The sequence below is a fragment of the Streptomyces sp. NPDC025273 genome (assembly GCF_040638585.1).
Classification (GTDB): Bacteria; Actinomycetota; Actinomycetes; order Streptomycetales; family Streptomycetaceae; genus Streptomyces; species Streptomyces cinereorectus.
On the sequence record NZ_JBEZYP010000009.1, the window covers coordinates 241,028 to 255,250 of the forward strand.

The 14,223-nt window shown below is 72.0% G+C and carries 12 protein-coding genes and 2 pseudogenes; 8 read left to right on the plus strand and 6 right to left on the minus strand.

What is annotated here, in order from left to right; translation table 11 throughout:
- Positions 1–52: 52 nt before the first annotated feature.
- From AB0F38_RS17645 to AB0F38_RS17660, 4 genes are all read left to right on the plus strand, one after another.
- Entirely contained in the window at positions 53–961 is a 909-nt protein-coding gene (locus tag AB0F38_RS17645) for a 5'-3' exonuclease (RefSeq protein WP_361893641.1), read from the plus strand.
- 65 nt (positions 962–1,026) lie between these two features.
- Positions 1,027–1,869 (plus strand): siderophore-interacting protein, encoded by an 843-nt coding sequence (locus AB0F38_RS17650; protein WP_361893477.1) that lies wholly within the window; start codon positions 1,027–1,029, stop codon positions 1,867–1,869.
- Positions 1,870–2,056: 187 nt separating this feature from the next.
- Entirely contained in the window at positions 2,057–2,641 is a 585-nt protein-coding gene (locus AB0F38_RS17655) for a sigma-70 family RNA polymerase sigma factor (protein ID WP_361893480.1), read from the plus strand.
- Complete coding sequence (locus AB0F38_RS17660) at positions 2,638–3,393, plus strand: anti-sigma factor (protein ID WP_361893483.1); 756 nt, start codon at positions 2,638–2,640, stop codon at positions 3,391–3,393. The genes AB0F38_RS17655 and AB0F38_RS17660 overlap by 4 nt, the downstream gene beginning before the upstream one ends.
- 76 nt (positions 3,394–3,469) lie before the next feature.
- Here AB0F38_RS17660 and AB0F38_RS17665 read toward each other — a convergent pair whose 3' ends face one another.
- The 5 genes and pseudogenes from AB0F38_RS17665 to AB0F38_RS17685 form a co-directional block, all read right to left on the minus strand.
- On the minus strand, positions 3,470–4,282 hold the full coding sequence (locus tag AB0F38_RS17665) for a DUF1295 domain-containing protein (RefSeq protein ID WP_361893486.1): 813 nt from the start codon (positions 4,280–4,282) through the stop codon (positions 3,470–3,472).
- An 89-nt stretch (positions 4,283–4,371) separates the two neighbouring features.
- Positions 4,372–4,608: pseudogene (locus AB0F38_RS17670) on the minus strand (SAM-dependent methyltransferase); the annotation flags it as partial.
- Complete coding sequence (locus tag AB0F38_RS17675; protein ID WP_361893489.1) at positions 4,605–5,924, minus strand: cyclopropane-fatty-acyl-phospholipid synthase family protein; 1,320 nt, start codon at positions 5,922–5,924, stop codon at positions 4,605–4,607. The pseudogene AB0F38_RS17670 and the gene AB0F38_RS17675, both read right to left, overlap by 4 nt.
- A complete protein-coding gene (locus tag AB0F38_RS17680; RefSeq protein WP_361893492.1) occupies positions 5,921–6,646 on the minus strand; it encodes a DUF1365 domain-containing protein in 726 nt (241 codons plus the stop codon). The genes AB0F38_RS17675 and AB0F38_RS17680 overlap by 4 nt, the downstream gene beginning before the upstream one ends.
- Positions 6,643–7,914, minus strand: coding sequence for an FAD-dependent oxidoreductase (locus AB0F38_RS17685; protein ID WP_361893495.1), 1,272 nt, complete (start codon positions 7,912–7,914; stop codon positions 6,643–6,645). The genes AB0F38_RS17680 and AB0F38_RS17685 overlap by 4 nt, the downstream gene beginning before the upstream one ends.
- A gap of 250 nt (positions 7,915–8,164) precedes the next feature.
- On the opposite strand from AB0F38_RS17685, the gene AB0F38_RS17690 reads away from it, so the two are divergent.
- The 4 genes and pseudogenes from AB0F38_RS17690 (at position 8,165) to AB0F38_RS17705 (ending at position 11,318) form a co-directional block, all read left to right on the plus strand.
- Entirely contained in the window at positions 8,165–9,700 is a 1,536-nt protein-coding gene (locus AB0F38_RS17690; RefSeq protein WP_361893644.1) for a molybdopterin-dependent oxidoreductase, read from the plus strand.
- Positions 9,701–9,774: 74 nt separating this feature from the next.
- Entirely contained in the window at positions 9,775–10,419 is a 645-nt protein-coding gene (locus AB0F38_RS17695) for a fasciclin domain-containing protein (protein WP_361893497.1), read from the plus strand.
- Positions 10,420–10,527: 108 nt separating this feature from the next.
- A pseudogene (locus AB0F38_RS17700) lies at positions 10,528–10,755 on the plus strand (ADP-ribosylglycohydrolase family protein); the annotation flags it as partial.
- An 89-nt stretch (positions 10,756–10,844) separates the two neighbouring features.
- A complete protein-coding gene (locus AB0F38_RS17705; RefSeq protein ID WP_361893500.1) occupies positions 10,845–11,318 on the plus strand; it encodes an SPW repeat protein in 474 nt (157 codons plus the stop codon).
- A 70-nt stretch (positions 11,319–11,388) separates the two neighbouring features.
- On the opposite strand, the gene AB0F38_RS17710 is transcribed toward AB0F38_RS17705, so the two are convergent.
- Positions 11,389–14,217, minus strand: a complete 2,829-nt coding sequence (locus AB0F38_RS17710) for a DEAD/DEAH box helicase (protein WP_361893503.1) — start codon at positions 14,215–14,217, stop codon at positions 11,389–11,391.
- Between the last annotated feature and the right edge of the window lie 6 nt (positions 14,218–14,223).

Genomic DNA, 14,223 nt, shown 5'->3' on the forward strand with positions numbered 1-14,223 from the left:
GGCGGGCCGTGTCGGTGCGGTGCGGCATCATCGGGGGGTGACGCGACGCCTGATGCTCCTCGACACCGCTTCCCTCTACTTCCGCGCCTATTTCGGCGTGCCGGACTCGGTGCGCGCACCGGACGGCACCCCGGTCAACGCCGTGCGCGGGCTGCTCGACTTCATCGCCCGGCTCGTCCAGGACCACCGCCCCGACGACCTGGTCGCCTGCATGGACGCGGACTGGCGCCCGCAGTGGCGGGTCGAGCTGATCCCGACGTACAAGGCGCACCGGGTGGCGGCCGAGACCCCCGACGGCGTCCCCGACGAGGAGGAGACCCCCGACACGCTCTCCCCGCAGGTCCCGATCATCGAGGACGTGCTGGACGCCCTCGGCATCGCCCGGGTGGGTGTCGCCCCGTACGAGGCGGACGACGTGATCGGCACGCTGGCAGGAGGGGCCGCCGGGCCGGTGGACATCGTCACCGGTGACCGCGATCTGTACCAGCTGGTCGACGACGCCCGCGGGGTCCGGGTGCTCTACCCGCTGAAGGGCGTGGGGACGCTCCAGGTGACCGACGAGGCCTGGCTGCGGGAGAAGTACGGCGTCGACGGAGCCGGCTACGTCGATCTGGCCCTGCTGCGCGGGGACCCGAGCGACGGCCTGCCGGGGGTGCCCGGCATCGGCGAGAAGACGGCGGCGAAGCTGCTGGACGCCTTCGGTGACCTGGCCGGGATCATGGCCGCGGTGGACGATCCCGCCGCCCGGCTGACCCCGTCGCAGCGCAAGCGGCTGGACGAGGCGCGGGACTACGTGGCGGTCGCGCCGAAGGTGGTCCGTGTCGCCGGTGACGTACCGCTGCCCGTCTTCGACCCGGCGCTCCCCCGCGAGCCCCGGGACCCCGCGGCACTCGAGGCCCTGGCCGCCCGGTGGGGCCTGGGAGGCGCCCTGCAACGCCTGCTCCTCACGCTCCAGGCGTGAAGATGCTAACTTAGGTAAACCTAAGTACGTTGAGCCTCGTAGAGGTCCGGAGCAGGGAGAACCTCGTGGCAGAGCGGCCGGCACGCCAGGCACCCACGGCGCAGGGAGCGCAGGTTGTACGCACCGAGCAGATCACCCCGCACATGGTGCGTGTGGTCCTCGGCGGCGACGGCCTGGCGGACTTCGCCCTCGCCGGATTCACCGACCACTACGTCAAGCTGTGCTTCGCCCCCGAGGGCGCGGACTACGCACACCCCTTCGACATGGCCAGGATCCGCGAGGAGTACCCGCGTGAGCTGTGGCCCACCACCCGGACCTACACGGTGCGCTCCTGGGACCCCGTCGCCCGCGAGCTGGCCATCGACTTCGTGGTGCACGGGGACGAGGGACTGGCGGGGCCCTGGGCGAGCCGGGCGCGCGCCGGGGACCAGGTGACCTTCCTCGGCCCCGGCGGGGGCTACGGGCCGCAGCCCTCCGCCGACTGGCATCTGCTGGCCGGGGACGAGAGCGCGCTGCCGGCGATCGCCGCCACGCTGGAGCGGATGCCGGCGGGTGCCGTGGTGCACGCCTTCGTCGAGGTGCCGGACGTCTCCGAGGAGCAGAAGATCGTGACGCCGGACGGGGTGGCCGTGACCTGGCTGCACCGCGGCGACCGCCCGGTCGGCGAGGCGCTCACGGCCGCGGTGAGGGGCCTGGACTTCCCCGGGGGCGAGGTGCAGGCCTTCGTCCACGGCGAGGCGGGCTTCGTGAAGGAGATCCGCCGCCACCTGCGGCTGGAGCGCGGGATCCCGCTCCGGCAGCTGTCGATCTCCGGCTACTGGCGCCTCGGCCAGAACGACGACGCCTGGCGCGCGGTCAAACGCCAGTGGAACGAGCAGGTGGAACGCGAGCAGGAGAACGCCGCGTAGAGCCGCTCCCCCGCACCTGCCGGAGCCCGGTCGCCGTCCTGGACGGTGACCGGGCTCCGTGCCGTTCTCGCACCCGCGCCGGCCGTACGGAGTGCGTGCGAATATGTCGGCCCACCGACCAATCCGCAGCACCACCGGCTCCGAATCACCTCGAGAAGCCGATGCGTGCCCCGGGAGGAACGTCCGCGTGAAAGAAGCCGTACACATCAGTGGGGTCCCCGCTCCGGGGCCCGACCTGCAGGAGCTGCTCGTCCAGGTCGCCCGCGGCGACCAGGACGCCTTCACCCAGGTGTACGACCAGGTCAGCGGGCCTGTCCTCGGCCTGGTGCGGAGCGTTCTGCGCGACCCCGCACAGTCCGAGGAGGTGGCGCAGGAGGTCTTGGTCGAGGTGTGGCGCACCGCCCCGCGCTTCCAGCCGTCCCGCGGCAGCGCCATGAACTGGGTGCTGACGCTGGCCCACCACCGGGCGGTGGACCGGGTCCGGTCGGCCGAGGCCTCGGCGGCGCGGGAGCACAGGGCCGCGCTGCTCGACCGCACGCCGGACTTCGACGAGGTGTCGGAGCAGGTCGAGACCCGGCTCGAGAGAGAACAGGTCAGACGCTGTCTGCGGACGCTCTCCGAGCTCCAGCGGCAGTCGGTGACCCTGGCGTACTACCGCGGGCTGACCTACCGCGAGGTCGGCGAACTGCTGTCCGTACCACTGGGAACCATCAAGACACGGCTGCGCGACGGGCTGATCCGGCTGCGCGACTGCCTGGGGGTGAACGCATGAGCACGGCCGAGCTGCACACACTCACCGGGGCCTACGCCCTGCACGCGCTGCCGGAGGACGAGCGCATCGCTTTCGAACGTCATCTGGGGGCCTGCGAGGCCTGCGCCCAGGAGGTACGGGAACTGTCCGCGACCGCCGCCCGGCTCGGGCTCGCGGTGTCCGCCGCGGCACCCCCCGCGATGCGCGGCCGGGTGCTGCGCGAGATCACGACCGTACGGCAGGAGGCGCCGCCCCACGGCCGGAGAGCGCGTTCCGGCACCTCCCCGGTGCGGGCCGGCCGCTGGTCCTCGTACGCCCTCGCCGCGTGCGTGGCCGCCGCTGCCGCCTTCGGCGGGGTGGCCGTGTGGCAGAACCAGGTCGCGCAGGACGCCAGGCAGGAGGCGCTCCAGGCCCGGCAGCAGAGCGAGCAGCTGGCCCGGGTGATGGCGGCTCCGGACGCGAGGACCAGCTCAGGGGCGCTGAAGGGCGGCGCCCGGGGCACGGTCGTCGTCTCGCAGAGCGCGAACCGGGCGGTGTTCCTGGCCTCCGACATGGCCCGGCCGCCCGGCGGCAAGGTCTACCAGTTGTGGTTCAACGACGACGGGAGCATGCGCTCGGCGGGCCTGATGGACCCCTCGGCGACGGACGACACGGTGCTGCTCGACGGGCCCGTGGACGGCGCCTCCGGCATGGGCATCACGATCGAGCCCGCGGGCGGGTCGAAGCAGCCGACCACGCAGCCGGTGGCTCTGATGGACTTCCCTGACGCCTGAGCCCGTAGCCGCACGGCTGTGCCCCCGGCCCCTGAGCAAGGGACCGGGGGCACAGCCATGCGGTGCGCACCCGTGGTCAGCCGTGCCGGACCGTGCCCGGCGGCAGGGGGAAGAAGCCGCTGGTACGGGCCCGGTACTCCGCGTACCCGGGCCGCCCCTCCATGTGCCGCTCCAGCAGTGCCTTTCCGCTGCCCCTGGTCAGCAGGAGGCTCATCACGACGGGCGACACCAGCGTCGCGGCCGCCACCGCGGGTTCGTTGCAGACGAGGAGGAAGAGGCCCCACCAGACGCAGAAGTCGCCGAAGTAGTTCGGATGGCGGGTCCATGACCACAGCCCCCGGTCCATGATCCGGCCCTTGTTCGCGGGATCGCGCTTGAAGCGGGCCAACTGCGCGTCGCCCACCGCCTCGAAGCCGATTCCCACCGTCCAGAGCAGGATCCCCGCCCAGGCCCACCCGTCCGGCGGTCCCGTCAGGTAGGAGGCTGCCTGCACCGGCAGGGAGATCAGCCAGACCAGTGCCCCCTGGAGGAGGTACACCTTCCGCAGGGCGTACAGGCCGGGGTTGCCCGGCGCCTTGGCGAGCATGGCCTCGTAGCGCGGGTCCTCCCCGTGACCGCGGCCGCGCCGGCCGATGTGCACGGCGAGCCGCAGGCCCCAGACGACGGTCAGCACGGTGACCAGAAGGCGCGTCGCACCGTCCCCGTGGCCGTGCGACAGCGCGTACGAGACGAGGGCGACGGCCGCGAAGCCGAGGCCCCAGGCCACGTCGACGATCCGGTGCACGCGCTTGCGCAGGGCGATCAGGAACGTCACGAGCATGACGGTGAGGGCGGCGCCCGCCCCCGCGGCAAGGTTCGTCCCGAACGCCCCCCAGGGGAAGCCGTTCATCGTCCGGCCCCCGCACTCCGGCGGGCGTCCGCCGGTGCGGCCCCGGCGTCCCCGCGCTGCGCGGGCATCGTGTCCGGCCCCGTGTTGTCGTCGAGGTCGATGTCCCCGGAGATGTAGGCCTCGGCGAGGCCGAGCTCGCCGGGCTGCCAGAGGAGCCGGCGCAGCGCCCGGCCGGAGCGGACGTGCACCGTGGGAGCGTCCTCGGGACCGGTCTCGCTGCCGTCCCACATCCTGATCCTGACCGGCGGCGGGCCTCCGAGGAACTGCTCGATGACGGGCGCGATCCGCTGCGCCGCGCGTCCCTGGGTGTCGGTGGGGGTGTTCACGCGGTGTCCTCACGGGTCAGGAGAATCTGCTGCACATCGAGATAGCCGGAGCGGAAACCGGCCTCGGAATAGGCGAGGTAGAAGGTCCACATACGGCGGAAGGTCGCGTCGAAGCCGAGCACGTCGACCTCGGCGGCCCGCTCCTCGAAGCGTTCCCGCCACAGCCTCAGGGTTTCGGCGTAGTGCGTGCCGAAGCTGTCGCGCCGCTGTATCCGCAGGCCCGTGTGCCCGGTGGTGACGCGTTCCATCGCCTGGGTGGAGGGCAGCAGGCCGCCGGGGAAGATGTACTTCTGGATCCAGGTGTAGGTGCTGCGGCTGGCGAGCATCCGGTCGTCCGGCATCGTGATGGCCTGGAGCGCGATCCGGCCGCCCGGTGCGAGACACCGCTCCAGGGTCCGGAAGTAGACCGGCCAGAACTCCTCACCCACCGCCTCGATCATCTCGACGCTGACGATCGCGTCGTACTCCCCGGTGACGTCGCGGTAGTCGCGGAGCCGCACGTCGACCCGGTCCTCGTGGCCGGCATCGCGGATCCGGCCGCGGGCCAGCTCCTGCTGTTCCCTGGAGAGTGTGAGGGTGGTGACGCGGGCGCCCCGCGCGGCGGCCCGGAGGGCGAGTTCGCCCCAGCCGGTACCGATCTCCAGCAGCTCGGTGCCGGGGCCGACCCCGGCCTGGTCCAGCAGCCGGTCGATCTTGCGGTGCTGGGCGGCGGGCAGGAGGTCGCGCTCGGCCGGGAAGCCGCGGAATACGGCGGCGGAGTACGTCAGCGTCTCGTCGAGGAAGAGGGCGAAGAGGTCGTTCGACAGGTCGTAGTGGTGGCTGATGTTGTGGCGTGAGCCCTCGGGGGTGTTGGTCTGCGCGTCGGGCTGCCGCGGTGCCCACAGCCGGCGCAGCTTCTGCAGCGGTGCGGGGACGAGGCCGGCCGCGTGCCCGGCGAGTACGGTCAGGACGCCGACGAGGTCGGGGGACTCCCATTCGCCCGCCATGTACGACTCGCCGAAGCCGATGAGTCCGCCCGCGCCGATCCGGCGGAAGAACGCGTCGGGTTCACGGATGTCCATCAGCGGCCCGCCCAGGCCGATGCTGTCGCGGCCCGCGAGCCTGACGCGCAGCGGGAGGCGGCCGAGCGCGTGGCGTACCAGCCGTTCGGCCACGGCGGTCCGGGCTCCGGAGCCCCGGGGCAGGGCGACGACATCGGGCCAGCGCTCCGGGTCCGCACCGGCGGGACGGGCCGTGGCGGCCCGTGCGGGGACGGCGCTGCGGGGGGCCGGGGCGAAGGGGACGACGGGAGGAGTGGGAGAGGTGGGCACCTTCACTGCATGCCTTCCTGGGTACGGTGACGGGGGCGTGGCTGTACGGGCAGCCGGCGCAGGACCAGCCGGATGCCGTGCAGCCGGATCGCGGCCGAGACGACCGCGGTGGAGAAGGGGTGGCGCAGGACCAGCCGGAGCAGCTGGGAGGGTGTGCCCGGACGCCGGGTGCCGCGTACGGTCGCGGTGAACGGGCGTTCCCCCGCACGCTCCAGATGGACCGTCAGGTCCAGTCGCGGGCCCGGTTCGGGCAGCCGCATCCGGTAGTCGCCGTCCACCGGGAAGAACGGCGACACGTAGAAGTCCTTGCCGGTCACCGCCCGGTCGGCGGCGTCCGGGCGCAGCAGGTAGCCGTGGCGTTCCCCGTAGGTGTTGTGCACCTCGGCGACCACGCAGAGCGGGGTGCCGTCGGGGCGGTGGCACCAGTAGACGGTCAGCGGGTTGAACACGTGGCCGAACACCCGGGCCTGGGTGAGCATCGTGACGGCGCCGTCGGCGAGTTCGACACCGCGGGCCCGCAGGAACCGTTCGAGGCCGGCCCGGATGGTGGGGGCCGTGCCGCCGAAGTGGTCGCGGGCGTCGAAGCGGGCCAGCGGGCGCAGGACGGAGGGCAGCCGCGGCGGACGGTCCGGGTCGATCAGCCACAGGTAGGTGCGGTGCCGCAGGGCGTACCTGCGGGGCGCGGTCCGTATGTGGGTGATGGTGCACGGGTAGAGGGCACCGGTCACCAGGTCACTCCCAGCGCGGCGGCGGCCTCGGCGCCGGAACGGCAGCCGTCCTCGTGGAAGCCCCAGCCGTGGTACGCCCCGGCGTAGGCGGTGACCGGCCCGGAGAGGGCGGGCAGCCGTGCCTGGGCGGCGACCGATTCCGGGGTGAAGACGGGGTGTTCGTAGACTGTCCGGGCCCGGACGAGGTCCGGGTCGACCTGGTCGGCGCCGTTCAGCGTCACGACGAACCGCTCGGGGGCGTCCAGGCGCTGGAGCCGGTTCATGTCGTAGCTGACGGTGACCCGGTCGGCGTCGGCCGCGCAGGACGGCATCAGGTAGTTCCAGGAGGCCGCGGCGCCCCGGCTGCGCGGCAGCAGCGTGGTGTCGGTGTGCAGCAGCGTGGGGTTGCGGGAGTAGCGGAACGCCCCGAGGGTACGCCGTTCCTCCTCGGTGGGATCGGCGAGCAGCCGGAGCGCCTGGTCGGGATGGGTGGCGACGACGACCTCGTCGTACTCCTGCGTGGTGCCGTCCTCGGTGACGATCTCCACGCCGTCGCTGTGCCGCCGTACGGCCCGTACGGGGGTGGACGTGCGCACGGAGTGCACCTCTTCGACGATGCGGTCGACATAGGCGCGCGATCCGCCGGTGACGGTCCGCCACACCGGGGACCCGCCGATCGAGAGCATCCCGTGGTGGTCCAGGAAGCGGAAGAGGTAGCGGGCCGGGTAGCGCATCGCGGTCACCGGGTCGCAGGACCAGACGGCGGAGACCATCGGCTTCAGGAAATGGGCCGTGAAGTACGGAGAGAAGCGCCCGCGCGCCGCGAACTCCCCGAGGGTCATGACCGCTGTGCCGGCGTCCTGGGCCAGGAGCGCCCGCGCCGCCCGGTGGAATCGCGGCACTTCGGCGAGCATCCTCAGGTACGGGCCGTTCAGCGCGGCGCCCGGCCGGGCGAACAGCCCCGCGGCGCCCCGGGCACCGGCGTACTCCAGGCCGCAGCCCTCGCAGCGCACGGACATGCTCATCTCCGACTCCTGGGTGGACACGCCCAGTTCGTCGAAGAGCCGGAGGAGATGGGGGTACGTGCGCCGGTTGTGCACGATGAACCCCGAGTCGACACGGTGCGTGCGGCCGTCCGACGAGGTCAGGTCATGGGTGTGGGCGTGGCCGCCGACACGCTCGTCGGCCTCATGGAGCGTCACGTCCCGTGCCCTGCCCAGGACGTGCGCGGCGGTCAGCCCCGCCACCCCACTGCCCACCACGGCTGTGCGCCGCCGCTGCGTTGTCATTCGAGCTCCTCCTGGTGTTCTACGGCCGTCCGGGCTCTGCCGGAGCGCCGCTCAGAGGTCATTCGGTGCAGGTCGGCCCGCGGATTGGCCGATCGGTGAACTTCCTCCGATCGGGTGAACGACCAATCCGCCGGGCGTCGGGCGCCGAACTCCCGGTGTGAGAACAGACCGATACGTTTCGCAGGAGCACGGGGCCTCCGGGTCCCGGCGATCCCGATGGGCGCGTGCCGCGTACGCCGCGCTCGGCGGTCTGATCGCCGGGTTCACGGCCCTGTGCGTGGCCGAACTCGTCGCGGCTGCCGTACGTCCCGAGGCGGGCCCGGTCACGGCAGTGGGCGGCGCGGTCATCGACCGCACTCCCGCGTCCGTCAAGGACTTCGCCGTACGGAATTTCGGCACCGACGACAAGCTGGTGCTGCAGCTCGGGATCCTCGTCCTCCTGGCGCTGTTCGCCATGGCGGTGGGAGTCCTCGCTCTGCGGCACCGGTGGGGCGGCGCTGCGGCCGTGCTGGTCTTCGGCGTGGTCGGGGCAGTCGCCGCGGCCGGGCGGCCGGAGGGCCGGCCGGGCGACGCGCTGCCTTCGGTCATGGGTGCGCTGGTGGCCGCGGGAGTGCTGTATCTCCTGGCCGGACGGCTGGCCCCGGCATGCGTGCCGCCTCCCGCGGCTGGGGAGACGGACGGCGGGGTACAGGGCACCTTCGACCGCCGCGGTTTCGTGATCGCGGCGACCGCCGCCGCGGCGGCCTCGGCCGGTGCGGGTCTCCTGGGCCGACGGCTCCAGGCGTCCCGGCTGGCCGGGGTCTCCGCCTCACGCGGTGAGCTCGTGCTCCCGGCGCCGGCCTCGCCCGCACCCGCGATACCGGACGGCGCGGATCTGGGGATCCGGGGTCTGAGCTCCTTCGTCACCCCGACCAAGGACTTCTACCGGGTGGACACCGCGCTGGTGGTCCCGCGCGTCGACGCCGACCGGTGGCGGCTGCGGATCCACGGCAAGGGGGTGGCGCGACCCGTCACCCTCGGCTTCCAGGACCTCCTGCGGCGCGGGCTGGTCGAGCGGGACATCACGCTGACCTGCGTGTCCAACCAGGTGGGCGGTCCTTATGTGGGCACCGCCCGGTGGATCGGCGTGCGCCTGGCCGATCTGCTGGGCGAGGCCGGGGTGAAACCGCCGTCGAAGGGCGGTCCGGCGGATCAGATCGTGGCGCGGTCCGTGGACGGGATGACGATCGGTACTCCGGTGGAGGAGGTCATGGACGGCCGCGACGCACTGCTCGCGGTCGGCATGAACGGCGAACCGCTGCCGTTCGACCACGGCTTCCCCGTCCGGATGGTCGTCCCCGGCCTCTACGGCTACGTCTCGGCGTGCAAGTGGATCCAGGACATCGAGCTCACGACGTTCGACGCGTACGACGCCTACTGGGTCGAGCGCGACTGGTCGCGCGAGGCTCCGGTCAAGACCCAGTCACGCATCGACACGCCCCGCCCCTTCGCTTCCCCGCGCGCGGGGACGGTGCCGGTCGCCGGCGTCGCCTGGGCCCAGCACCGGGGCATCGCCCGGGTCGAGGTCCGGGTCGACGGCGGCGCGTGGCACACCGCACGGCTGGCTGCCGAGGCCGGCCGTGACACCTGGCGCCAGTGGGTGTGGGAATGGCCCGCCACCCGCGGGCACCACACCCTCGAAGTCCGTGCGACGGACCGTACCGGCGCCACACAGACCGACAAGCGGGTCGGCACCGTGCCCGACGGTGCGACCGGGTGGCACTCGGTGGTGGTCGACGTGACCTGACCATGCCGCCCGCACGCCGAGCCTCTCTTTCCCCCACCCCTGTTGAATCAACGAAATCCATTCAGGAGAACACCATGAACACCCGTCACCTGCGCCGCGTCGCCGTCACCGTGTCCGCCGCGGCCCTGCTTCCGCTGGCCCTGACCGCCTGCTCCAGCGACTCCGGCACCTCCGCGTCGGGCTCCGACTCCGGTGCGGACAAGGCCGCGTCGAGCGCTCCGGCCAAGGAGACCGCGTCCATGGACGAGCCGTTCGGCCCGGGCTGCGCGACGGTCCCGAAGGACGGCGCGGGCTCCTTCGAGGGCATGGCACAGGACCCGGTGGCCACGGCGGCGTCGAACAACCCCGCGCTGTCCACGCTGGTCACGGCCGTCAAGCAGGCCGGCCTCGTCGACACCCTGAACAGCGCCGAGAACATCACGGTGTTCGCCCCGACCAACGACGCCTTCGCCAAGATCCCGAAGGCCGACCTGGACAAGCTGCTCGCCGACAAGGCCGCGCTCACCAAGGTGCTCACCTCGCACGTCGTGGGCGAGAAGCTGGCGCCGTCACAGCTGGACAAGGGCTCCTTCGAGACCCTGGCCAAGACCGCTCTGACGACCTCCGGGTCGGACATGACGTACACCGTGAACGACTCCTCGAAGGTCGTCTGCGGCAACGTCCCGACCGCGAACGCCACGGTCTACATCATCGACACGGTCCTGATGCCGGCCGCCTGACGCGCCGTGCTGCCCATGCGCCGGGCGCATGGGCAGCACGGGTCCCGAGGACCGCACCCCTGGAGCAGGCGAACCCCGAAATGCGGCCCGAGGGGCCGGACGGCCGGAGCCGCGGCGGTGGACGCGGGCGGTGACACCGACACGGTGGCGGCCGTCACGGGCGGACCGGCAGGAGCGGTCCACGGGCTCGGCACCGTCCCGGAACGCCGGACGCGCGGCCCGCGCGTGCCGCTGCCGGGATACGGAGAGCGTGTGCTGCGGGCAGCCGACCTGGTGTCGCCGGCCTGCCGGCTCGACGGAATCGCAGAAGTCCACCACCCAGAAAACTACACATAAGGGGCATATAAGAGCACACTGATCTGGAGAGCCAATGACCGCGTTCCCGACTGCGGTCGCTCCACCGAAGTGCGAAGGAGACCATCCTCATGAGTAACATCTCGCACACCGGAAGGGACGTGTCCGGCCACACCGGCAGGGACCTCTCCGGGCACCCGGACGCCGAGGAAATGCGGGCACGCCACGACCGCGTGATGAGTGGCGGCCGCACCACGGCCATGGCGGACGCCCCGGTGTTCCTGCTCGGTCTGTACTGCGCGGTCTCGCCGTGGGTGCTCCACTTCACCGCGAGCCAGCCCTCCCTGGTGACCCACAACCTCGTCATCGGTCTCGCGATCGCCGTGCTGGCCCTGTGCTTCACGGCCATGCCTGAGCGGATGACCGGAATGAGCATGGCCATCTGCGCCCTGGGCGCCTGGCTCATCGTCTCGACCTGGGTCGTCGGTCAGAGCCCCGATACCGGCGTCATCCTCAACAACATCATCGTCGGAGCGCTGGCGATCGTGCTGGGGGCAGTCTGCGCGGGACTCTCGATGAAGAACAAGAAGGCGACCTCGACCTGAGGGGAGGACGCACAGGAGCGGCCACAGGCGGGAACCTCGCCTGCGGCCACTTCTGCGTTCAGCCCTGCGTTCACCCCACGGAGCTGTAGGCCACCACACCCCGCAGCACCGCGTCGACGGCCTTGTGCGCGTTCTTCGCCACCGAACTCCCGTCCCGGGGCGCGGCGGCCGCGATCTGGCCGAGCACGTCGATGACCTGCTTGCACCACCGTACGAAGTCACCGGCCGGCATCTCCGCCTCGCGGAGCACCTCGTCCAGTGTCCGCCCCGAGGCCCACATGTAGACCGCCCAGGCGAATCCGAGGTCGGGTTCACGCTGGCCGACCCCTTCCGTCTGACTGATCCTGAAGTCCTCTTCCAGGGCGTCTAGCCTGCCCCAGATGCGGACCATCTCACCCATCGCCGCCTTCGCCGGGCCCGACGGCAACTTGGGAGCCACCGCGTCGTCCGCCTGACGCGCCTCGAAGACCAGCGCCGAGACACACGCGGCCAGTTCGGCCGGGTTCAGTCCCTCCCAGACGCCCTCCCGCAGGCACTCGCTGGCCAGCAGGTCGAGCTCTCCGTAGAGCCGTGCCAGCCGCCGGCCGTTGTCCGTGACCTCGTTGCCGCGCAGATAGTCGAGCTCGGTCAGGAGCGCGACGATCCGGTCGAAGGTCCGGGCGATGGTGTTCGTCCGCCCCTCGATCCGCTGTTCCAGCTGCCGGGTGTCGCGCCGCAGCCGGTGGTACCGCTCGGCCCACCGGGCGTGGTCCTCGCGCTCGTCGCACCCGTGGCAGGGGTGCGCGCGCAGTTCCGTGCGCAGCCGGGCGATCTCCCGGTCGTCGGCCGCCGCGGCCCGCTGCTTGCGGTGCCGCCCCGGATCGATGTGCCCGGCCTTGCTCCGCAGCGCGGAGGCCAGATCGCGGCGCGACTGCGGGGAGCGCGGGTTGAACGACTTCGGCACCCGCATCCGCTCCAGCGCCTCGACGGGCACCGGGAAGTCGATCTGGGCCAGTCGCTTGACCTGCCGCTCGGCGGTCAGCACCAGCGGGCGCGGCCCGTCGTGGTATTCCAGCCCGCGGTGCCCGTCGGTGCGTCCCGCCGGCAGCCCCGGGTCGAGGACGAGCGCGAGTCCGGCGAACTTCCCGGTCGGCACATGGATGACGTCACCGGGCTTGAGCTTCTCCAGGGACGCCGAGGCGGCAGCCCGCCGCTGGGCGGCGCCCTGCTTGGCCAGCTCCGTCTCCCGGTCCTTGAGGTCGCGGCGCAACCGCGCGTACTCCTCGAAGTCCCCGAGATGGCAGGTCATCCCCTCGCGGTACCCCTCAAGGCCCTCCTCGTTGCGCTGGACCTGCCGGGAGATGCCGACGACCGACCGGTCCGCCTGGAACTGCGCGAAGGAGGTCTCCAGCAGCTCACGCGAACGGTGCCACCCGAACTGCTGCACGAGATTCACGGCCATGTTGTACGAGGGCCGGAAGCTGGAGCGCAGCGGGTAGGTACGGGTGCCCGCGAGTCCGGCGAGCGCCCCGGGGTCCATGCCCCGCTGCCACAGGACCACCGCGTGGCCCTCGACGTCGATGCCCCGGCGCCCTGCCCGCCCGGTGAGCTGGGTGTATTCGCCGGGCGTGATGTCTGCGTGCTGCTCGCCGTTCCACTTGACGAGCTTCTCCAGCACGACGGAGCGCGCGGGCATGTTGATGCCGAGCGCCAGCGTCTCCGTCGCGAACACCGCCTTGACCAGGCCCCGTACGAACAGCTCCTCGACGACCTCCTTGAAGGTCGGCAGCATTCCGGCGTGGTGCGCGGCGATGCCCCGCTCCAGGCCTTCGAGCCATTCGTAGTAGCCGAGGACGTGCAGGTCCTCGCCCGGGATGGACGCGGTCCGCTCCTCGACGATCTCCCGCACCAGCCGGCGCCCGTCCTCGTCGTTCAGCCGCAGCCCCGCCTGCAGGCACTGCTGCACGGCCGCCTGGCAGCCGGCGCGGCTGAAGATGAAGGTGATCGCGGGCAGCAGCCCCTCGGCGTCGAGCCGGTCGATGACCTCGGGCCTGGACGGGGTCCAGATGCGGCTGCGCTGACGGCGCTCGCGCTCGCGGTCGGCCTCACGCACCATCTTGCCGCGCCGGCGCTCGCGCGGGTTGTACCCCCGCTGGTTCTCCATCCGGGCGAGCCGGACGAGGTCGGGGCTGACCTCGCGCCTGCCGGTGCCCCTGCCGCCGTGGTCCGTCTCCTCCTCGAAGAGGTCGTACATCCGGCGCCCGGCCATGACGTGCTGCCACAGCGGCACGGGCCGGTGCTCGGAGACGATCACCTGGGTGTCGCCCCGGACGGTGTCGAGCCAGTCGCCGAACTCCTCGGCGTTGGACACGGTCGCCGACAGCGACACCAGGGTCACCGACTCCGGCAGGTGGATGATCACTTCCTCCCACACGGCGCCGCGGAAGCGGTCGGAGAGGTAGTGCACCTCGTCCATCACCACGTAGCCGAGGCCGGTGAGCGCCTGGGAGCCCGCGTACAGCATGTTGCGCAGCACCTCCGTGGTCATGACGACCACGGGTGCGTCCGCGTTGACGCTGTTGTCCCCCGTCAGGAGTCCGACCTTGTCCGCACCGTACCGTCTGACGAGGTCGGTGAACTTCTGGTTGGACAGGGCCTTGATGGGCGTGGTGTAGAAGCACTTGCGTCCCTGGCGGAGCGCCAGGTGCACCGCGAACTCGCCGACGATCGTCTTGCCCGACCCGGTGGGGGCCGCGACCAGCACCCCCTTGCCCGCTTCCAGGGCCTTGCATGCCTCGATCTGGAACGGGTCCAGTCCGAACTCGTACATCTCGCGGAAGGGCCCGAGGGCCGTGGCCTGCTCGGCCGCACGGACCCGAGAAGCCTGGTATCGCTCAGCTGGTGAGAGGTCCTCTGTCATCTTGAT